The sequence below is a fragment of the Thalassotalea sp. 1_MG-2023 genome (assembly GCF_030546745.1).
Classification (GTDB): domain Bacteria; phylum Pseudomonadota; class Gammaproteobacteria; order Enterobacterales; family Alteromonadaceae; genus Thalassotalea_C.
Window position 1 is genome coordinate 25,003 of the sequence record NZ_JAUOPD010000003.1, and the last position, 21,608, is coordinate 46,610.

21 protein-coding genes are annotated in these 21,608 nt (G+C 39.2%); 12 read left to right on the forward strand and 9 right to left on the reverse strand.

Going from position 1 to position 21,608, the window contains the following annotated elements; translation table 11 throughout:
- Positions 1-1,152, forward strand: coding sequence for a chromate efflux transporter (gene chrA / locus Q4489_RS02940; RefSeq protein ID WP_303476880.1), 1,152 nt, complete (start codon positions 1-3; stop codon positions 1,150-1,152).
- Here the strand turns inward: chrA and Q4489_RS02945 are convergent.
- Genes Q4489_RS02945 through cyaY form a run of 5 tightly spaced genes read right to left on the reverse strand, consistent with a single transcriptional unit; the run spans position 1,132 to position 5,602 of the window.
- Complete coding sequence (locus Q4489_RS02945) at positions 1,132-2,358, reverse strand: heme biosynthesis HemY N-terminal domain-containing protein (protein WP_303476884.1); 1,227 nt, start codon at positions 2,356-2,358, stop codon at positions 1,132-1,134. The two genes, chrA and Q4489_RS02945, sit on opposite strands and share 21 nt — an antisense overlap.
- Entirely contained in the window at positions 2,355-3,596 is a 1,242-nt protein-coding gene (locus Q4489_RS02950; protein WP_303476887.1) for a uroporphyrinogen-III C-methyltransferase, read from the reverse strand. The genes Q4489_RS02945 and Q4489_RS02950 overlap by 4 nt, the downstream gene beginning before the upstream one ends.
- Positions 3,597-3,600: 4 nt before the next feature.
- Entirely contained in the window at positions 3,601-4,350 is a 750-nt protein-coding gene (locus Q4489_RS02955) for a uroporphyrinogen-III synthase (RefSeq protein ID WP_303476889.1), read from the reverse strand.
- A complete protein-coding gene (gene hemC / locus Q4489_RS02960) occupies positions 4,340-5,269 on the reverse strand; it encodes a hydroxymethylbilane synthase (protein WP_303476891.1) in 930 nt (309 codons plus the stop codon). The genes Q4489_RS02955 and hemC overlap by 11 nt, the downstream gene beginning before the upstream one ends.
- A gap of 12 nt (positions 5,270-5,281) precedes the next feature.
- On the reverse strand, positions 5,282-5,602 hold the full coding sequence (gene cyaY / locus Q4489_RS02965; protein WP_303476893.1) for an iron donor protein CyaY: 321 nt from the start codon (positions 5,600-5,602) through the stop codon (positions 5,282-5,284).
- Positions 5,603-5,711: 109 nt separating this feature from the next.
- Here cyaY and Q4489_RS02970 point away from each other — a divergent pair, with 109 nt between their 5' ends.
- The 7 genes from Q4489_RS02970 to Q4489_RS03000 are packed head-to-tail and all read left to right on the forward strand — an operon-like array spanning position 5,712 to position 12,835.
- Positions 5,712-5,870, forward strand: coding sequence for a hypothetical protein (locus Q4489_RS02970; protein WP_303476896.1), 159 nt, complete (start codon positions 5,712-5,714; stop codon positions 5,868-5,870).
- On the forward strand, positions 5,870-7,117 hold the full coding sequence (gene lysA, locus Q4489_RS02975; protein ID WP_303476898.1) for a diaminopimelate decarboxylase: 1,248 nt from the start codon (positions 5,870-5,872) through the stop codon (positions 7,115-7,117). Before Q4489_RS02970 ends, lysA begins: the two co-directional genes overlap by 1 nt.
- Positions 7,118-7,126: 9 nt before the next feature.
- Positions 7,127-7,957 (forward strand): diaminopimelate epimerase, encoded by an 831-nt coding sequence (gene dapF / locus Q4489_RS02980; RefSeq protein WP_303476900.1) that lies wholly within the window; start codon positions 7,127-7,129, stop codon positions 7,955-7,957.
- Positions 7,954-8,673, forward strand: coding sequence for a DUF484 family protein (locus tag Q4489_RS02985; protein ID WP_303476902.1), 720 nt, complete (start codon positions 7,954-7,956; stop codon positions 8,671-8,673). The genes dapF and Q4489_RS02985 overlap by 4 nt, the downstream gene beginning before the upstream one ends.
- Positions 8,673-9,377, forward strand: coding sequence for an HAD-IA family hydrolase (locus Q4489_RS02990; protein ID WP_303476905.1), 705 nt, complete (start codon positions 8,673-8,675; stop codon positions 9,375-9,377). The genes Q4489_RS02985 and Q4489_RS02990 overlap by 1 nt, the downstream gene beginning before the upstream one ends.
- Before the next feature lie 23 nt (positions 9,378-9,400).
- Complete coding sequence (gene uvrD / locus Q4489_RS02995) at positions 9,401-11,575, forward strand: DNA helicase II (RefSeq protein WP_303476910.1); 2,175 nt, start codon at positions 9,401-9,403, stop codon at positions 11,573-11,575.
- 15 nt (positions 11,576-11,590) lie between these two features.
- Positions 11,591-12,835: a response regulator gene (locus Q4489_RS03000; protein ID WP_303476912.1), complete on the forward strand. Its 1,245-nt coding sequence runs from the start codon at positions 11,591-11,593 to the stop codon at positions 12,833-12,835.
- A 17-nt stretch (positions 12,836-12,852) separates the two neighbouring features.
- On the opposite strand, the gene Q4489_RS03005 is transcribed toward Q4489_RS03000, so the two are convergent.
- Entirely contained in the window at positions 12,853-14,973 is a 2,121-nt protein-coding gene (locus Q4489_RS03005) for a TonB-dependent receptor (protein ID WP_303476914.1), read from the reverse strand.
- A 129-nt stretch (positions 14,974-15,102) separates the two neighbouring features.
- Here Q4489_RS03005 and Q4489_RS03010 point away from each other — a divergent pair, with 129 nt between their 5' ends.
- A complete protein-coding gene (locus Q4489_RS03010) occupies positions 15,103-17,004 on the forward strand; it encodes a YfiR/HmsC family protein (RefSeq protein WP_303476916.1) in 1,902 nt (633 codons plus the stop codon).
- Here the strand turns inward: Q4489_RS03010 and rarD are convergent.
- Positions 17,001-17,888, reverse strand: coding sequence for an EamA family transporter RarD (gene rarD, locus Q4489_RS03015; RefSeq protein WP_303476921.1), 888 nt, complete (start codon positions 17,886-17,888; stop codon positions 17,001-17,003). The two genes, Q4489_RS03010 and rarD, sit on opposite strands and share 4 nt — an antisense overlap.
- Before the next feature lie 63 nt (positions 17,889-17,951).
- The gene (locus Q4489_RS03020) at positions 17,952-18,407 is read right to left on the reverse strand and encodes a thioesterase family protein (RefSeq protein WP_303476924.1); all 456 of its coding nucleotides are present in this window, start codon (positions 18,405-18,407) and stop codon (positions 17,952-17,954) included.
- 123 nt (positions 18,408-18,530) lie between these two features.
- On the opposite strand from Q4489_RS03020, the gene recQ reads away from it, so the two are divergent.
- Positions 18,531-20,345 (forward strand): DNA helicase RecQ, encoded by a 1,815-nt coding sequence (gene recQ, locus Q4489_RS03025; protein WP_303476927.1) that lies wholly within the window; start codon positions 18,531-18,533, stop codon positions 20,343-20,345.
- A 40-nt stretch (positions 20,346-20,385) separates the two neighbouring features.
- Here recQ and Q4489_RS03030 read toward each other — a convergent pair whose 3' ends face one another.
- Positions 20,386-20,685, reverse strand: a complete 300-nt coding sequence (locus tag Q4489_RS03030) for a cytochrome c (RefSeq protein WP_303476930.1) — start codon at positions 20,683-20,685, stop codon at positions 20,386-20,388.
- A 128-nt stretch (positions 20,686-20,813) separates the two neighbouring features.
- On the opposite strand from Q4489_RS03030, the gene Q4489_RS03035 reads away from it, so the two are divergent.
- Together Q4489_RS03035 and Q4489_RS03040 are read left to right on the forward strand one after the other, a co-directional pair.
- Positions 20,814-21,143, forward strand: coding sequence for a DUF3630 family protein (locus Q4489_RS03035; RefSeq protein WP_303476933.1), 330 nt, complete (start codon positions 20,814-20,816; stop codon positions 21,141-21,143).
- On the forward strand, positions 21,143-21,604 hold the full coding sequence (locus Q4489_RS03040) for a DUF523 domain-containing protein (protein WP_303476935.1): 462 nt from the start codon (positions 21,143-21,145) through the stop codon (positions 21,602-21,604). The genes Q4489_RS03035 and Q4489_RS03040 overlap by 1 nt, the downstream gene beginning before the upstream one ends.
- Positions 21,605-21,608 lie beyond the last annotated feature (4 nt).

Below are 21,608 nucleotides of genomic sequence, written 5' to 3' on the forward strand. Positions count from 1 at the left end.
TTGTGGCAAATTTTTAGATCTTTTTTAATGCTCGGCTGTCTGTCCTTTGGTGGGCCGGTTGCTCATATTGGTTATTTTCATCGCACGTTTGTTGATGAAAAAAAATGGTTAACTGAACAAGCTTATAGCAATATCGTTGCCTTATCACAAATATTACCTGGACCAGGATCTAGCCAAGTTTGCTTTGCTATCGGCTATCAGCGTGCAGGTATCTTCGGTGCTATTTTAGCATTTTTAGCTTTTACCCTGCCTTCTTTCTTACTGATGTGGTTATTTGCAACGACCTATTCTAGCTATAGTAAACACCCTTATTTAACCACTTTAATGACTACCTTTAAATTACTTGCTGTGGTGGTGGTGACTGATGCGGTGTACACCATGTTTACTCAGTTTTGTAAAACCAAAGCAACGCAGACTATTTGTTTGGTCACAACGATAAGCTTACTGCTTTTTTCTGTTTCGATGAGTCACTTGTTGGTTTTGACGCTATTTGCCTTGATTGGTGCACGATACTTATCATCAGAATCGTTGAATAAAGCAGAGGTAATCGATAACAGTCGACCAAAAAACTATTACTGGTTAATAGTATTTATTTCGGTATTTTTACTGAGTTTATTGGCATACACACAACCCTTATTGTCGTTGTTTACTCGCTACTTTCAAGTGGGAAGTTTAGTTTTTGGTGGTGGTCATGTGGTTTTACCGTTGTTACAAACGGCGACTAATGACGTAGTACATAATGATATTTTTATGGCTGGTTATGCTGCCGCTCAAGGTGTACCTGGGCCAATGTTCACCTTTGCAAGTTACTTAGGTGCCATAGAATTTTCATCTGCACCCTTTATCGGAGCATTAACAGCCACTCTTGCTATTTTTTTACCTGGCTTTTTATTAATGATTGCTTTTTTACCGAATTGGCAACGCCTTGCTGCACATAAAAAAGTTGCAGGCGCTATTATCGCGATTAATGCGGCAGTAGTTGGGTTGCTCATCAGTGCGCTTTATCAACCACTCTTTGTTTGTGCGGTAAATTCGGCAACTGACTTTGCTTGGGTTGTTGTGGGAATATTGCTGTTAAAAGTATTGAAGTGGTCAATATTACGCTTGTTGTTCCTTGCCTTGGTTGGTGCTTTATTCACCACTTACTTTTAATGTGTTATGCACACCTGAAATAGCGAGCGCCTTTTTCAATGCCGAAATTGCCTGTTCAGGCTTATTAAGCTGTTCTAATACGTGAGCGAAAGTCGTGAGATCGAGTGTATCAACTGGTTGCTCTTCAAGATGTAAACGTGCATTAAAAGCTTTCTCTGCCATTTCCCATTGTTGATCCATTGCTGATAAATGAGCGAGTGCCGTTAACCATTTTGCGTTTTTAGCATCATGGTGTAAGTGTTTTTGCACGGCTTGAATTAATGCATCTACTTGCGTTAGCGGTAACTGTCTTATCGCATAAATGAACTTATCATTCGCGCCTTTTTTAACGGTTGGTAATAATAATTCGGTCAGCGGTTTATTGATGCGATTTGCAGCTAATACTTGGCAATAGGCAAGTAAAACAGTTTCTTCTTGCTTAACCTTGCGAGGTAAATTATTCCAATAATTATTTAATGCCTGCTGACTTTCTTTGGTAATTTTTTGATGAAAAGCCCCTGAAAATGCAGCTTGTTGCCAACTGTTTATTTGCTGCTTCGTAAAGTGTTTACTTTTTTGTGCTTTATTTAATTGTTCAACCACGTAAAAAAAGCGTTGTTCGATCAAGCTCAAATCTAGTTCCAATGCCAGTAAACGGTCATCGTGACCAATATATTTATGATACTTGTCGATAAGTGTTCTTGCGTTGGAAAATTCTTGATGGTTTAACAATAATTTTATCGTGATTAAGACTGACTCTAGGCCTGTTTCTTTGACGTCGAGTTGGTTGCCATTTATTTGCTGTAAATAATGTTTTGTGTTGTCTGGTAACCCTTGTAAGTTAGCTGCATTTGCAGCCATTAAGTAGGCAGTTTCGGTAAATGGGATGCTATCAGCAGATTTAACTAATAAGTGTTCAGCCTGTTTATTATCACCTAATACGTAAGCGGCAATGCCTTTTTGAAAGTTACGTAATGCACGTCGTTGGCCAGAAAACCTGACTTTATGCCAAGCAGAAAAGCTCAATGATAATCCACCGCGTAAAAGTTTAAGAATGATCAGTAAGGTAAGGAATAAAACGGTAACGGCAATGAGCGCTGTGACTACTGTTGACTCCAAAGTGTAATCGCCCATTGCTACCAGAATATAGCCTTTTTCACCAATGAGAATAGGGCTTAGTGCAACCGCGGAAAAAAATAAAATTAGCGCTAAAATTAGGCGTTTCATATAACGTCTCCGTTTTGTGCGCTAATATCGCTTTGCTGTACTTCTTGCTGTACTGGTGAGTTTATAGGTGTTTGCTGCTGAGGTAGCGTTTCAAGCTCAGACTCACTCATGTGTTGTTTAATTGCTTCTAGTGACTGCAAATTACTTGGCAGTTGAAATTCGATAGTTTCATTTTTAAGTGACTGCAACGCTTGATTAAACTTTATGGTTTTTTGTTCATTAGTATCAAAGTAAGTGAGTAACCATGCTTGTGCTTTATCCAATGAAGCAAGATAAAGTGCGTTATTTTCTTTACTTGCTGCCCATTGAGCTTGTTGCAAAGTCAGCGATAAATTTTCTTTTAAGTTTTGTTGATGAGCAGGCGACATTAGCGGTTCTACTTGGCCATTACGTCGTCTTATCGTAATAAAATCTTGTTTAAAGCGTTGCCAAGTTTTGGCTAGGTTTTCACGCCAATCAGCAGTGTTGTTTGAGAGCGTTAAGTCTTCTTCGTTGTCAATTGATTCGGGAATGTCAGCCATTGCTAAGGGTAATTGTGCTATCTGTTCGTCTAATGCCATTAACGTTAATGTTGCTTCTTCTGTGGTTAATTCAGGCACAAGTTTTAATGCTTCTATATCGGCTCTTATTAATTGCCTAATCGACAAAAATTTCGCGGAATCTAATGCTTTTAAACGTTCATCTGCGTCTTTTAATAAATTGATAGCGGCTTTTGTATCACGCTCGAACCATATAGTTCTGCTTGCTATGCGAATTAAATAATCTGCTTCATGTAAAAGCCAATCTTCTGGTGATGATTGTTCTAATCGAGATATTTGTGCATTTAATTGTGCAATACGAGCTTCGTTTTGTGCAGTTGTTTCTGCTAATGCACTGGTAAGCTGCTGCTGAAAGTTAACCTGCTGCTGACGTAAAAGTTGCGTGACTTGTTGGCCAAACTGATCGTTGTTTTGTTGAATTTTCGTGTTAATTGAAGTTTGTTGTTCAGAAGCATGTTGTTGATGCCAATAAAATAAGGCGGCGACGCCTGCAATGGTGGCTAAAGACAATAAAAGCGAGACAATTGCTGTTTTTGAAATAGGCTGTTTAGGGGAGGCCACGGGAGTACGTGCACTAGTTCTATCAGGTTTTCTTGGCGAAACCGTAGGTTTAGCTTTAGCGTCTTTTTTGATAGGTGGCTCTGTGCTTTTAAGCGTGTTGTCAGGCGTATTCTTATCAGAAGATGATGAGTCAGTCATAGGATTATTCCATGCCTTTTAATGTTGTCACAATGGCGTTGTCACTGGCGCCGTTACTGATCAATATGTTACGTAAGCCTAATGCTCTACCTGTATCTGCTACGCGTTCACTGGGCACAATATACGTGCAATGCTGCGTCCAATAATCATCCATTGGTTTGAGAACATCAACCATGCGTATTAATTGTGATTCACTAGTGATGACCATAGCGTTAATTTGCTTATTTTTCCAGACTTTGTCTTGTTCTGCTGCAATATTTAGCCAATTTCGTTGGTAACTTTCGAAATACTCTACTTTAGCACCACGCTTAATTAATGATCGCGCTAAATGTTCTCTACCACCGTTCCCACGTATGATTAAAACATGCTGATTCACAACCTTTTCTGTTGCAAGTTCAGCTAATGCTAGCATGCCCTCACTGTTATGTTGTGTTGGGAAAATAGCTTGATAACCCAGGTTTGCGAGACATTGTTGAGTTTTTTCACCAACGGCAATGATAGTGGTATCTTGCTTTAGCCATTGAGACAACGCATAGCTATTATGCGCAAACTCAACCGCTGCTTGGCTAATAAATATCACAATGTTGGGTAGAAACGTGTCGATTAACGATTCAAGCTGCACGCCATCACCGTTAAATTGATATTCTAGTAATGGTTGACATAAATTATTGATACCCGCCGTATTAAGCGCCTGTTGTAATTGCCAACAGGCGGGTTCAGGACGGGTATTTAGCACGTACAGGTTATTGCTCATATACCATTTTTAAAATGCTGTCAGCACCTTGCGAGAGTAATTTCTCTGCTAAGGCTGTACCCAATGTTTCGGCTTGGTCGGCTTGTCCAATAATCTCATCACTAATAATTTTACTGCCATCTACTGCACCTACTAAGCCACGTAAATAAATTGTTGAGCCTTCGAGAGTTGCATAGCTACCAATAGGAACTTGACAACCGCCTTCTAATTTACAGTTCATTGCACGTTCGGCTAGCACTCTAGTGCGTGTTTTTTTACATTCTAATGGTGCCAATAATGCCTTAACGTGTTCATCGTCTGTTCTACATTCAATGCCTACAGCACCTTGTCCGTTGGCGGGTAACATGATTTCTGGAGCAATGTATTGACGAATACGATCTAACATTTTTAATCGAATAAGTCCTGCTGCTGCTAATACGATAGCATCAAACTCTCCAGCATCGAGTTTAGCTAGACGAGTATTGACATTGCCACGTAAACTACGAATAACAAGATCTGGTCGCATGGCGCGTAATTGGCTTTCTCGGCGTAAACTTGAGGTACCAACCACAGCACCTTGTGGTAGTTCTTCAATGCTATTTACTGTATTGGAAACGAAGGCATCGCGAGGGTCTTCACGAGGACAAATAACTTCCAGCCCTAAACCTTCAGGAAACTCAACCGGTACATCTTTCATTGAGTGAACGGCAATATCCGCTTTGCCTTCTAAAATTGCCACCTCTAACTCTTTGATAAATAATCCTTTGCCGCCAACTTTCGCTAAGGGCGTATCTAAAATAATATCACCTTTTGTCGTCATAGGTACAAGTTCAACAGTGATGTTTTGGTGAAAATGTTCAAGTTGAGCTTTTACATACTCTGCTTGCCAAAGTGCTAAAGCACTTTTTCGTGTGGCGATACGAATGATAGGTTGTGTCATGCGGGATCCTAATTATTGTGCGCTTAATGTCACTTGTGCGTCTGCTTGTTTAGTCACAGCGTCAGAGATAAATTGCCAAAATTCACCACCACCGCGTTTGTCGATCCATTGTTCATTGTCATAGTGAAAATGATGACCGTTAAATTTGGTAGCAACCCAAATTTCATGTAATGGAGCTTGCTTATTAATGATGATTTTACTGGCATTTTTGAAGGTTAACGTTAGCATACCACCAACACCTTCATAATCGATATCAATACCGCAGTCTTCTATCGCTTCTTCAAGTGTCAGTAATAGGTCGTCTGCCATTAAATTGTACTGTGTATCGTTCATTGAGTGGTCCTTTTATTGAATCGAAAAAATTAGTCTTCGATTCGTTGGTAATTGATGGTCATGAGATTATAAAACGTCTATCATGGGAAAAAAATCGAATTAATCAAAAATGCGTAAACAAAATTCAATTATTTTCGGTGGCTTACTCTCAATAGTGTTATTTTCCGGCTGTGGAATGCCTGGTCCTTTATATCAAGAATCAAACGAGAAAAAAACACAGACTAATTCAGTTATTGAGCAACCGGTAGAAAAACAGGAACAACAATAGTGGATTTTTTTAATCGTCGCTCGGCGCAGTTATATGCCGAAGATTGTGCCGTTGCTGAATTAGCGAAAACCTACGGCACACCTTTATTTGTCTATTCTCGGGCAACCATTGAACGTCATTGGCATGCTTTTGATAACGCAGCTGCGGGTCGAAAGCATTTAGTCTGCTATGCGGTAAAAGCCAATAGCAATATCGCTGTGCTCAATATTTTAGCGCGATTAGGATCGGGCTTTGATATTGTTTCAAAAGGTGAGTTAGCTCGCGTATTAGAAGCCGGCGGTGATCCTGCTAAAGTGGTTTTTTCTGGGGTCGGAAAAAAAGCGGATGAAATAGCCTACGCTTTAGAGAAAGGCATTTATTGTTTTAATGTTGAATCAGAAGCTGAACTTGCGCGTATACAGCAAGTCGCACAATCAATGAATAAAATCGCGCCTATTTCATTACGGGTGAATCCTGATGTGGATGCCGGCACACATCCCTATATTTCCACTGGGTTAAAAGAGAATAAATTTGGCGTAAGTATTGATGACGCCTATCGTATTTATGCGCACGCAGCTACTTTGTCTCATATCGATGTCAAAGGTATTGATAGTCATATTGGTTCGCAGCTTACTGAAATTGCCCCGTTTTTAGATGCACTTGATCGTGTGTTGGTTTTAGTGGACACCTTAGCTGAGCAGGGAATAACACTGTCTCATATTGATGTCGGTGGTGGCCTAGGTGTGTGTTATCAAGATGAGCAACCGCCTCATCCTCAACAATATGCCGAAGCTATTGCAGAAAAACTGTCTGACAGAGATATTACACTTATTTATGAACCCGGCCGAGCAATTATGGCCAATGCTGGTATTTTGGTGACTGAAGTTGAGTTTTTAAAAACCAATCAAGATAGACATTTTGCGATTGTTGATGGTGCAATGAATGACCTTATTCGCCCTGCGCTATATCAAGCTTGGCAATCTATAATACCCGTGATAGAGCACAAGAACGTTCCGGAAAAAAATTATGATGTAGTGGGCCCTGTGTGTGAAACAGGGGATTTTCTCGGTAAAGATAGAGCATTGGCTATTGAAGCTGGTGATTTACTTGCCGTTCGATCTTCAGGTGCCTATGGTTTTACTATGAGTTCAAATTATAATAGTCGACCAAGAGCCGCGGAAGTGATGGTAGATGGTGACAAAGCATTTGTTATCAGACAGCGCGAGTCATTAGCAAGTTTATGGCAGGGAGAAGCCTTGCTTCCTTAAGAGAGCTAGATGTTAGTAAATTTTTCAAAAATGCATGGGTTGGGTAATGATTTTTTAGTGCTCGATAACGTGACACAAAATGTGTATTTACCTAATGAGCAAATCAAAATGCTCGCTGATCGAAACTTTGGTATTGGCTTTGACCAATTATTGATTGTCGAGCCACCATACGATCCTGATTTAGATTTTCATTATCGCATTTTTAATGCTGATGGTAGTGAGGTTAGCCAATGCGGAAATGGCGCCAGATGCTTTGCCCGTTTTGTTAAAATGAAAGGGCTAACCGGGCGTAATAAAATTCGTGTATCTACGCACTCAGGTAAAATGACGTTATTTATAGAGCGTGATGGTAACGTGACTGTCAATATGCCAGTTCCGCAACTAGAGCCGAGTAAAATACCTTTTACTGCCCAAAAAGCAGAAGGGACCTACATCTTGCGTAGTGACGAAGAAACGGTGCTGTGTGGTGCTGCGTCAATGGGAAACCCGCATTGTGTGTTAACTGTTGACGATGTTGCGAAAGCACCAGTTGAGTATTTAGGCGCGCGCTTGGCAACCCATGATCGTTTTCCTCAAGGAGCAAATGTAGGGTTTATGGAGATTGTTTCTCCTGAATTCATTAAACTACGCGTTTTTGAGCGAGGAGCCGCAGAAACATTAGCTTGCGGCAGTGGCGCATGTGCTGCTGTTGTTGTTGGACAAATTCAGAAAAAACTCGCCAAACAAGTCACTGTGCAATTACCTGGTGGCAAATTAAAAATATACTGGAAAGGCCCCGGTAGTCCTGTAAAAATGACAGGGCCAGCGGTGCATGTTTTCGATGGACAAATTCATATATGAGTAAACATGAAACCCCTATTACTGCTGAAAACTCAACAGAAAACTTAGTGGTAACTGATGTCGACATACAATTAACCGACGAGTTAATTGTGACCTATTTACAAGATAACCCTGATTTTTTTAATCGTCAGCCTGATTTAGTCGCCCAATTACGTTTATCAGATCCTCACCGAGGTGCTATATCACTCGTTGAACGTCAACAGTTGGCATTACGAACAAAAGTACAAGCATTAGAAGAAGAAATTACTCATTTGATGTCAGTGGCGAATCAAAATGAGCAATTATTTTCATTATACAGTGATTTATATCTACGCTTACTTGATTGTGATACCGCAGCAGAATTATTAAATTGCTTGCACCAAGCAACGACTGAACTATTATCTTTAAAGTCATTAAAACTATGGCTTGTAGCACCTTATAGTTTTGATCATGATTGCCTTATAAAGCAAGATTGCCAAGAAATTTTGGATAATAGATTACACGCAGAAGATTACTATTTTGGCCGTATTCAACAGCGTGAACAACAAATGGTTTTTGATCAAGCCTGTGAAGGTTCAGTTGTTATGATCAAGTTATCGCATCATGAAAAAGTGATAGGTTTTATTGCTATTAGCTCTCAAGATGCCGATCATTTCGAGCCTAGAATGGATACCTTATTACTAAACCAATTTAGAAAGTTAGTGGCTAAATTATTGGTGCAACTTCAGGTAAGTTAATGCGTTATAATCGTCGTTTATTGCCTTTTAAGGCTATTAGTTTTGATCTTGATGATACCTTGTATCATAACGCTCCGGTAATGATAGCGACAGATAAAAAAATGCAGCAATATTTCGCTGCATTATTGCCTGATGGTCAATATGGCTATCAATATTGGTTTCGTTACCGTCAACAAGCTTTGTTAGAGAATGATGAGCTGATCCATGATGTTGGCGAACTTAGACACGTTAGTTATCGTTTAGGCTTGATGGCGTTAGGTTTTGATAAAGCGCAGGCAGAAACTATGGCGCAGCAGGCGGTCCAATACTTTGTAGAACAACGTAGCAACTTTGTTGTACCTGACGTTGTACATGAACTGTTGTTAAAGTTAGCTAGCCAATGGCCTTTAGTCGCTATTTCTAATGGAAATGTAGATACAAGAGCGATTAATTTGGCGCAATATTTTTCCCATATTTATCATGCAGGCCAAGGTAATAAACAAAAACCAGCGGCCGATATGTTTGCAAAAACTTGTCAGCAATTATCAATTAAGCCAATTGAACTTTTACATGTTGGTGACTGCGGCATTAACGATATCATCGGTGCAGCTAAATATGGTTGCCAAACAGCATGGGTATCAACCTATGATGTTGGTCATCCGATTAAACAGTTAGCAACGTTAGAATTACGTCACATTACTGAATTAAGCCGTTTACTAAATTAACACCTTACAACGAGAGACACCTTATGGATGTATCTGAACTATTAGATTCACTCAATGATAAACAACGTGAAGCGGTAGGCGCTCCGTTACGAAATATGCTGGTGTTAGCAGGCGCAGGTAGCGGGAAAACGCGAGTATTGGTACAAAGAATTGCATGGCTTATGCAAGTTGAGAAAGTATCTGCGCACAGCATTCTTGCTGTTACATTTACCAATAAAGCAGCGGCTGAAATGCGAGCGCGAGTAGAACAAATGGTAGGTGGCAATATCCATGGCATGTGGATAGGCACCTTTCATGGATTAGCGCATCGATTATTGCGTATGCACTTTCAAGAGGCTAACTTACCGCAAAGCTTTCAAGTGTTAGACTCTGATGATCAACTGCGTTTAATAAAACGTATTTTACGCGCGCTAAATCTTGACGAAAAACGTTGGCCAGCAAAACAAATGCAGTGGTATATCAACGGTAAAAAAGATGAAGGGCTACGCGCTAAACATATTGAAACACACTACGATCAAACAGAAGAAACTTTTGTTAAAGTTTACCAAGCGTATCAAGATGCTTGTGATCGTGCTGGGTTGGTAGATTTTGCTGAATTATTATTACGTGCACATGAACTTTGGCTACATCATCCGGTTTTGTTACGGCACTACCAACAGCGATTTTCTCAAATTTTAGTGGATGAATTTCAAGACACCAATGCGATCCAATACGCCTGGTTAAATTTGCTGGGTCGTGAACAAAGCAATGTGATGATCGTGGGTGACGATGACCAGTCAATTTATGGTTGGCGTGGTGCTAAAATAGAGAATATACAACGATTTTTAGATGATTTTACCGGCGCAGAAACCATACGCTTAGAGCAAAACTATCGTTCAACTGCCAATATTTTAACGGCTGCCAATAAGTTAATTGATAACAATAACAATCGCTTGGGGAAAGACCTTTGGACACAAGGTGAACAAGGGGAAAAAATTGCTATTTATACTGCCTTTAATGAAATAGATGAAGCACGCTTTATTGCTGGCAGAATAGAACAATGGCGAAGTGATAACGGTGATTTAAACAATGTCGCTATCTTATATCGCAGTAATGCGCAGTCGCGTATTTTGGAAGAAGCATTGCTTCAAGCTAATTTACCCTATCGTATTTATGGCGGTTTACGCTTTTTTGAGCGCCAAGAAATTAAGGATGCATTAGCTTATTTACGGATAATTAATAATCGAGATGACGATGCAGCGTTTGAACGTATTATCAATACCCCAACACGAGGTATTGGTAATCAAACGTTATCGCTAGTTCGAGATGCTGCACGTAGTTTGCAAATGACCATGTGGCAGGCTTGTCAAACAATGTTGGCAAGCGAGCAATTAAAAGGTCGAAGTGCAAAAGTCATTAAAGTGTTTGTCGAGCTGATCGATCAACTTGAAGATGAATCACAACATTTAGATTTAGATCAACAAGCAAACTTTGTTATTCAACACAGCGGCTTAAAAGCTATGTATCAAGCTGAAAAAGGCGAACGAGCAGAAGCACGTATTGAAAACTTAAATGAATTAGTGACAGCTTGCCAAACCTTTGAAGTAGATCCTGAACTTGAACAAGCGCAAAGCGAACTGACGAGTTTTTTAACCCATGCTGCGCTAGAGTCTGGTGAAGGGCAAGCAGATGAATTTGAACATGCGGTACAGCTAATGACAATGCATTCTGCCAAAGGATTAGAGTTTCCTTTAGTGTTTATTGCAGGCTTGGAAGAAGGTATGTTCCCTTCGCAGCAGTCATTAGAAGAAATTGGTCGTTTAGAAGAAGAGCGACGCTTATGTTATGTTGGTATGACGCGGGCAATGGAAAAACTATATTTATGTCATGCAGAAAGCCGTCGTTTATACGGACAAGAAAAAATTCATCCGGCAAGTCGATTTTTACGTGAGCTGCCTAGTGATTGTGTAGAAGAAATACGCATGCAAAACCAAGTTACTCGGCCTAAGTCTTCTGGCAGGTTTGCTAATACCATTTCGTTAGAAACATTCGAGGGAACAGGCTTTAAGTTAGGGCAATCTGTTGTGCATCAAAAATTTGGTGAAGGAGTTGTGCTAAACTATGAAGGGAATGGTGCTCAAAGTCGTGTGCAAGTTAATTTTGCAGAAGTAGGTAGCAAATGGCTAGTAATTGCCTATGCTAATTTAAAAGCATTATAAGTTTTAGGTAAGTTGATGCCAGAAAAGTTGTTAGTTGTAGAAGACAGTAATTCGATAGCTGCTGTTATCAAAAAAATTGGTCAGAGCTTAGGCTATCAAGTTACTGTTGCTAAGAGTCATGCAGATGTAGTCGCTATTTTAAAAGAAGATGCTTCTTTTTTTGCCGCTACGTTAGACTATAACTTGCCAGATGCTCAGCAAGGCGAGGTTATTAAAACGGTATTATCACACGATATTCCAAGTGTGGTGATCACTGGTAAAATGGACGAAGAAACCCGCGCAAAAATTCTTGCACAACCGGTCATCGATTATATTCCGAAAGAAAACAGTCAAGCTTATATGTACCTAAAGCGGATACTATATTGGCAAAAAGCTAATAGAGGTACTGGGGTTTTAGTTGTTGACGATTCTCGCTCTGCACGAAATTACATTGTGCAACTATTAAAACGTCGAAACTTTGAAGTATTTGTTGCTGATACTGGACCTTCTGCTTTGAAAACAATGGAAGAACAGTCGAATATTAAGCTTGTGATCACTGATTTAGAAATGCCAATTATGGATGGTATTGAATTAACCAATGAGTTACGTAAGCACTATTCAAGAGAGAAATTAGCGATTATTGGTATTTCTGGAATTGCCGATCCAATGTTATCTGCGCGTTTTATTAAAAATGGTGCTGATGATTTCTTACGTAAGCCTTTTTGTACCGAAGAATTCTATTGTCGTATGATGCAAAACATCGAGAACTTGCATAATATCGAAATGATCCAAAAAGCAGCGAATACTGACTACCTTACTGAGTTACCGAATCGGCGGTCTTTTTTTAATGATGCAGAAAAGTACCTCAAGGAATATTTAGCAACGAGCAGCCATTTTGGTTTAGTGATGATTGATATTGATTATTTTAAACGAATCAATGATGAATATGGACATGATGCCGGAGATCATGTTTTAAAATATTTAGCACAATATATGTTACAGCACTTTCCTAATGGTTTATTAGCAAGACTGGGTGGTGAAGAATTCGCGATATTAATACCAGGCGAAGATCAAGATAGCATTTATCAAGAGCTTGACAGTTTTCGCCAGCTATTAGCTGAATCAACAGTCGTATATGCTAAACAGAGTATTTGCTTTTCTATTAGCATGGGCGTGGTATTTAATAGTAATTTATCGCTTGCAGACCAAATGAATATAGCTGACCAAGGGCTTTATCAGTCAAAAGAGAATGGTCGGAATAAAATTACTGTGATGAAATGAATGTAGCATTATGGTGATTAAAAGTTTACAGACAACTGCGCGTTAAACCATCGACCTTTTTGCGGATATGGATGTACCGTTGTGCCTCCTTGTTGATACTGCTTATTCAACAGATTATTAACACGTAACGCTAATGAAATGTGCTTACTGACTTGGAAACGTAAGTTGGAGTTTACTAATAAACTCGCATTAATTTTCTTTTCTGGTTGATAAAAGCTTACCCCGCGTTCTGGATAATGATCAGTTAATGACATGCCCTCCTGTTGAATATTGATAGGAGAAAACTGTTTGCCGATATAGCGCAAGCCAAGGTGTAGACTAAGTTTATTATTAACGGGAAAATCAAAGGTGATATTAGCCGTGATCTTGGGAATGTTATTAATGTAACTGCCAGTAACCGGTATTTTTTCACTATTGCTTACCGCTCGGTAAGTTGCATTTGCCCTAATATTGAGGGCTGGTGTTAAGTATCGAACTTCTTGCTCGACCCCCCAAGAAGATAACTCCCCTGCATTACTGTAATTGACGTTTTCAGTACTATTATCGCGAAAAATAACGTCTTTTGACTGATCGTAAAAAAAGTTACTCGTAAGCTGCAAATGGTATTGAGGGAAATTTATTGTTGGCGAAATTTGTAAAGAGCGTAGTATTTCAGGTTTTAATTGTGTCGCACCAATAAAGGATGAAAGGTTAGAGAATCGATTCCAATAAGTGGCGTCTACAAAGGCTTCTGAATAGCTTAATTTAAAGCTGATGTCGTTATGTTGATATAAAAAGCCAAATCTCGGGCTTAATTGGTCGATGTTATTGGTCGTTTTACGGTTCTTGTAGTCGTAACGTAAACCGATGTTACTTTGCCATTTATCAGTGATCGGATATTTATACTGTAAAAAACCTGAATAGTTACTTTCTGAACCGTCGGGTAGTAATGGCTTGCTATTCGAGTTAATGGTATAGCTGTTTGTACCAGAAAGTACAGTACCGGCGTAAACTTTGTAGCTTTCAAGTTGAATGCCTAATAATAAGTCGCCGCCTTTGGCTTTAAATTCAAGGGTGCTCGACACACCACCGGATAACTCTTTCCATGTAGGGGCTAAATAAACCGGTGTAATAGGGTCAACAACGACTGCAGTTTCTGCAACATGTTGGTCTAGGTATAAACGATTTTTATTCACCCAAGCATCGCCAGTGACAGTATTTGTAAAACCGAAATGCGTTGTTAAATAACCAAACCCCGGTCCCGTTCCATTGACTTTTTCAAAACTATCGTATTGATATGGTTCACCACTTAAGCCACCAGCAGTAAAGGGTTCAATATAGTGGCTACGTCGACGATTGAGTAACAATTCAGTTGTTGGAGACGTGATAGAAATGCCAATATCATAAGGATGCTTATCTTTAATGCCATAAATAATCGCTTCACTATTGGGCTGAGGCTTTTCACTATAAACATTTTCAGGAGTGAGTGAGATTACTTCACCATCTGCGTGAAACATATCTGCCCACATCACAACATCGGCATGCGAAAAAGTTTTAGCTAAGAGAACGTTAGCAGATTTTTGTCCGTGATTACCTATAGATAAACTTGCTTGCTGTTGTTCAATATCAGCAGCAGTTTTGAGGATGATATTAATGGTCGCCGTCAAAGAAACATTGCCGTATAGCGAAGAAGCTGGCCCTCTTAGCACTTCGATTTGTTTAATTTTATTTAACGAAATACTGTGATCTGGCGTTGCCATAGAATAACTTCTACTGTTGAGGCGATGACCATTGACCATAATCAGTATTTTTTGTTGGGCTGAGGTAAAAATACCGCGAGCCGAAATATTAATTTCATTTTGATCTTCTACGTGGGTAAATCCAGGTACGTAGGTGAGTAACAATTCTTTTAACGTTTGTGCGCCACTTTGTTTAATCATTGAATCAGTAATTAAGCTGACTGGTACAGGAGCTTGGGCAACAGTTTCTTCAGATAGTGAGGCAACGGTAACTTTAGTGCCAATTAATTGTTGAAGGGAAAAGTTGAGAAAATCATCATGATTGGCAGGTTGTGCTGCCGTAGGGTAATTTGCATTAGCCTGATGGGCTAGGCCTACTAACAATAATAACGCAATATGGATAATAGACTTGCTAAGCATTTAATTCTTATTGTTATTTTTTATATGGTTAGATTAACCTACGAAGAACTTAACGGTCAAATTTAGCAGGTGATTTATGGTGAAAAAGTCAGTACAGTATCCATAATAATAATAAAAGGTATGGTATTTATGTCCTGCTGGTGGCGTAAAAAACAAGGTATCGTGGCAATGATTCTATCTTGCCAATTGTTGATTGTGGGCACACTTCATGCTCAGCAACTCAGCAGTGATAAAATAAAAACTGCTTATCTTTATAATTTTATTAAGCATGTAACTTGGCCATCGGAAGATAATAAAAGCGCTTTTACTATTGCCGTATATCAAGACACAGATTTTTATCAAAAAGCACAAAAAGAGCTAGCGAGAAAACAAGTCAAGCAAAAGCCAATCGTTGTAACGTTAGTGAGTTCAACACAACAAGCAGCAAATGCAGATCTAGTATTTGTTAATGTCATCGATAAGTTTGATTTGAGTGTTGTCGCATCAGATTTGAGAAAAACCGATACATTGCTCGTCACCTTCAATAGCTCAGATAAACATCATGTGATGTTAAATTTATTTTTCAATTCTTTGACTTCTGCGATCGAATTTGAGGTCAATAAATCCAATATTGTTTATGAAGGTTTAACTATATCCAAAGAATTGTTATTGCTTGGTGGTACTGAAATTGATATTGCTGAGTTGTATCGCGAAACGGAACTGGCGATGCAAGAAATGCGTAAAAGAGAAACGCAATTACATAACGACTTACAGCACCAAAGTGAAGCGCTAGCAGTAACTGCAAAAAGGTTACATGTATTAGATCAACAATTGAATGAACGACAACAAATCGCAGAGCAGCGGCAAATACAGTTAATCGCGTTAAAAAAAGACATCGAACGACAAAAGCAAGCGGTAGCGATAAAAGAAAAGCAATTAAGTGATATGGTCGGCCAGTTAACGACCATTAGAAAGAAATTAAAAACTCAGCAGAAATCTGTTATCGAAAAAGAGCAAGAAAGCAGCGAAATGGAAAGTCGTATTGCCTTCAATCGCGAAGTGATCGCCAAGCAAAAATCACAAATTGACCAACAAGGTCAGCAATTAAATCAGAAGAATGTTGAATTAGCTGCGCGTACAGAAATGATTGAGCAGCAGCAGTTTTATCTTATGATACTTGCGATTGTTATTTGTATTGCAGTTTTTGTTAGTATTTTATTGGTGTGGTTTATCGTCAAAAATATGCGCACCACGCGTAAATTGAGCTTAACATTAAATAATTTAAAAGAAATGCAAAACCAGTTAGTGCAATCAGAAAAACTTGCCTCTTTAGGCAAGCTCACTGCCGGTGTTGCTCACGAAATTAACACACCATTAGGTATTGCGTTAACCTCTACCAGTTCTGCATTAGAAAGCACGCAAGACATTCAACAATATTTTGAATTAAACAATTTAACAAAGTCGCAGATGCGCAAATATTTTGATTCGATTGATCAGGCCTCAAGGCTTAATATGTCGTCACTTAACAGAGTTATTGAGTTATTAAATAACTTTAAGCAAGTGGCAGCAGATCAGGTGGTTGGCGAAGCGCGAGAAATTAATTTGGTCGATTATAGCCATGAAATCATGCAAACGCTATCAGCAGAAATGAAGCGAAATCGTGTTACCTATGAAATAAATGGTACTGAAAACATTGATATAAAAACAATACCTGGGGCCCTAGCTCAAGTGTTTACGAATTTAGTAACAAATTCAATTAAGCATGGCTTTGAGAATAGAGCCTCAGGGAAAATAACCTTAAACCTTAGCGTGCAGGGAAGTTGGGTTACGATTGTATATAAAGATAATGGTGAGGGTATGGAACCCGAGGTGTTACTCAATATTTTTGAACCGTTTTATACCACAAAACGAAATAGTGGTGGCACTGGGCTAGGTATGAACATTGTTTATAATATTATTAAACAGCAATTACACGGTGATATTACGATTGAAAGTACCCCAAGTGAAGGTGCATTGTTCAATATTACCATACCAACATCAATTGACCGCTAGCGAACGTGATGTCGGTATTTGTATGTGTCGATGCAATAAATAATCAGCGCTAACCAAATAAAACCAAACGTGAGTAATTTCTCATGGTTAACTTGTTCTTGGTAGAAAAAGACCGCTAATAAAAACATAATACTTGGGCCAATATATTGGAAAAAGCCAATAGTTGACAGCGTTAGTCGTTTTGCTGCTGCGGTGAAGCATAGCAATGGTGCGGTAGTTACAATGCCCGTTACGATCAGAAAAATGTTGAGTGTTATGGTGTTATTAACCATGTTGCTGGTGCTGGTATCAACAAAAAAGAACCAATAACAAATAGCTACAGGCATCATGATGAATGATTCAATAAGCAAGCCGACTATAGAGTCAACGTGTATCTTTTTTCGTAATAAACCATAAATGGCGAATGAAACTGCTAAGGTGAGTGAAATAATCGGTAGCGTGCCTAGCGTAATCAATTGAATTAACACGCCTAAAATAGCTAAACCAACTGCTACCATTTGCCATTTTCTCAACCTTTCACCTAAAAATAACATGCCAAAAGCAACATTAATTAATGGATTGATATAGTAACCTAAGCTTGCATCAAGAATGTGATTGTTGTTTATGGCCCAAATAAAGACAAACCAATTGAAGGCCAAAAAGCATGCGCTTAGTGCAAGTTTCCCTATAGTGCTTGGTGATTTAAATAAAGTAGAAGCAATACGTCGTTTTGGCGTGAGCAGTACAAAACTTAGTAAAAGCAAGCACGACCAAAGAATACGATGTACCATTATTTCATCAGCAGGCACATGCTCAATGAGTTTAAAATAGATAGGGGCTAAACCCCATAACACATAGGCAGCTATGGCATTAATAACGCCTAATTTTTGTTCTTGCTGAGTCATGGTATATGCGCTGATTAAATACGTATTTTATCATGACTTATACTAAGTTAATTAATTATTTCATTAACCAACCATATAGGTACCCGTGCCAAATGCGATATGTACTCCCTCTTCGTTATGTAGTTCCATTCTTGCTACTGCGACCTTACTGCCACTGCGAATAATACGAGCGGTCGCTACAAACTCTTGACCACGACCCGGGCGTAAAAAATCAGTGCGTAAATCAATGGTGCTGAGTTTAGATAAACTACGGGCAATATTGGCTTCCGACATATCGTCAAGGTGTTCAATAATGTTAGCTGCTGCAACAATACCGCCAGCGAGATCTAAGGCAGAAGCTGTTACGCCGCCGTGTAGTATTTTCTGCATTGGGTTGCCAATAAGTTTATCTTGCCATTGAAAACGTATTTCTGAGGTTTGGGTATCGAAAGTTATGATCTCTAACCCTAGCAATTGATTAAAAGGCATGCCACTGTTCCAAAAGTGGCCAATTTGTTTAAAAACGTCGGCTTGATTCATAATGTCTGGTCGGATGAGGGTGGTAAGGTAAAGTGTGCACCGTTTTAAGCGAAAAAGAAAGTTTTCTTCTTGGGGGCATAATCAGGTAAAATATGCCTTTCATTTATTTCAGAAGACTTTCCATTGAGTGATCTATCAGTAGTCAAACCGTTAAATACTTTGCAACAAAACTTGCAAGAAATTTTTGGTTACTCTGAATTTAGAGCGGGTCAACAGCACGTTATAGAGCAAATTATTTCAGGCAGAGATTGTTTGGTCTTAATGCCAACGGGTGGTGGTAAGTCTTTATGCTATCAATTACCTGCAACGTTATTAAATGGCATTACCATTGTGGTTTCTCCGCTGATTGCGTTGATGAAAGATCAGGTTGATAGCTTGAATAGGCAAGGCATTCCTGCTGCCTATGTTAATTCGTCATTGTCAAATGAACAGGTACAAGAAACCTTTACTCGGCTAGCGAATGGGCAATTAACTCTGCTATATGTTGCGCCAGAACGCTTAACGCAACATTATTTCTTACAAGGATTGCATAGCCTACCTATTCGTTTATTTGCTATTGATGAAGCTCATTGTATTTCACAATGGGGACATGATTTTAGGCCAGCCTATACAAGACTATCGATTTTAAAAGCACAGTTTCCTGCGATTCCTGTCGTAGCGTTAACCGCAACAGCAGATGTAACCACTCGTAAAGACATTCTTCAGCAGTTAAATCTACGTGACCCTTATATTCAATTAGACAGCTTTGATCGGCCAAATATCCGGCTTACCATGGCTGATAAATACCAAGGGCCAACGCAAGTGATTAGTTATATCAAAAAGCGTGGGCAAGATGCGGGCATTATTTATTGCAGCAGCCGTTGGCAAGTAGAAAAGTTAAGTGAAACACTCGCGAAAGCGGGCATTAATTGTTCGGCTTATCATGCAGGTATGGACCATAGTATTAGAGCTGTGGTGCAAGATGGTTTTGCCAAAGATAATATTCAAGTGGTGGTGGCAACCGTTGCTTTCGGCCTAGGTATTAACAAGCCGAATATTCGCTTTGTTATCCATTTTGAGCCGCCAAGAACTTTAGAAGCTTATTATCAAGAAATTGGCCGAGCAGGCCGAGACGGCCTTAATGCAGAAGCTCTGTATTTGCATGATGAAAAAGATGTTGCTCGTATTCAAAAGCGTATACAAGAGACGGAAAACGAACATAAACGTAATGTAGAGTTATTAAGGTTCGCTTCGGTAAACGATTTTGTTGAGTCGCAAACGTGTCGTCGACAATTAGTGTTGAATTATTTTGCCGAATTTACCACCTCAGGGTGTGGCAATTGTGATATTTGTTTAGATCCTCCAAGTCAATTTGACGGATTAAAAGTTGCGCAAATGGTGTTATCGTGTGTTTACCGTACTCATCAACAGCATAATGCGAGCTATATTATTGATGTATTACGTGGCCAGTTATCAGACGAAATTGCTCAGGCGCAGCATCATCAACTATCAACGTTTGGCATTGGTCGCGATAAAACGCCAGGGTATTGGTATGCGATTATTCGTCAATTGATACATTTAGGCTACTTACAACAAGATATATCCAATCATTCAGCGCTGATGTTAACGCAAGCCTCTCGTGCGGTGTTAACCGGTGAACAGATATTAAGTCTTGCAACACCTAGATTACAAAAAGCCAGTTATTGGCGGCAAGATAAACAATCTGGACAATATGACCGGGTCTTATTTGCCAAGTTGCGAGAGTTGCGTAAAACCTTGGCAGACAGCGAAGATATACCACCGTATATTGTGTTTAATGATGCAACCTTGTCTGAATTAGCGCGATTTAAACCTAAAACACCGACAGAAATGCTTAATATTTCTGGTATTGGGCAAACAAAGTTAGCACGCTATGGCGCACCGTTTTTAAGTTTAATTAATGAAGTTAGCGAACTGTAGGGTAAGAAAAAGCGCTCATTAAGCGCTTTTTTAAGAGAGATTATTTTAAACTTGCGTAGTAAGCCGCTAAGTTTTTCATATCTTCATCAGTTAAAGGTATTGCCATACCTGACATCATTTGGTCTTTTCGAGCACCTGACTTAAAGTCTTTTAATTGCTTATAAAGGTACTGCTCTTGTTGCCCGGCTAAATTAGGGTACATTGGCGACGGAGAAATCCCCGTTACGCCGTGACAAGCGCCACACGTTACTGATTTTTCTTTACCTTTGGCGATATCGCCTGCGAAAACCGGAGATGCCATCATCACAGTAGCAGCAACTGCTATCGTAAGTTTTTTCATGCCTATATCTCTCTATTTTTGATTAGAAAATTTAATTGCCTGGCCAGATTATATGAAAAAACAGCATAGCTGTCTCAGATTTTTTTGTATTATATGCATCAGATCAATATTTCATTGAGGTAAAACAATTGTCTTGGTTTTTAAATAGAATAACGTGGCAACAGCAAAATGATGTCATTTGTATTAATACCGAAAAAGATCAGTCGTTATCATCATCGACATGGGGGCAAGAAGATGTACCTAAAATATTTGCAGAGATCAGCTGCCATTACGAGCAACTCTCACTAAAAAGTACACACGAAGGTGCAGATCGTATCAGTTATGAAGTTTTTTGGCTGGATTCAGTATTTTGGTTACATTTTGAATGTTACAGTCAATCTATTTGGTTCGAGGCACTTGACGCCACAGCGTTGGAAAATATTACCCCTTTGTATGATTATTTAACAGGTAATACATAATGGAAAAAGTTCTTGTTAGTGCATGTTTAATGGGTGATCTCGTTAGATACGACGGTGGCCATCAACAATTAGTCAATAAAATATTTGAGCAATGGCAGCATGAAGGTAGATTAGTAAAAGTTTGCCCAGAAGTAGCGGGCGGGTTATCAACACCTAGAGCGCCAGCTGAAAGAGTATTAAAGGACAATTTAGTCATAGATGTATCAGGAAAAGATGTGACTCAAGCTTTTACCCTAGGGGCCAATATCGCGTTATCGATATGTCTTGAACAAAAGATTAAATATGCCTTATTAAAAGAATCTAGCCCTTCTTGTGGTAGCAATACCATTTATGATGGGCGGTTTACTGGTACCAAAATATCAGGGGTGGGTTTAACGACCGAGCTATTACGACAACATGACATTGAAGTTTATAGTGAAAATACGGTGTTATTATTAGCTGAAAAGCTAACACGTGTTTAAAGAA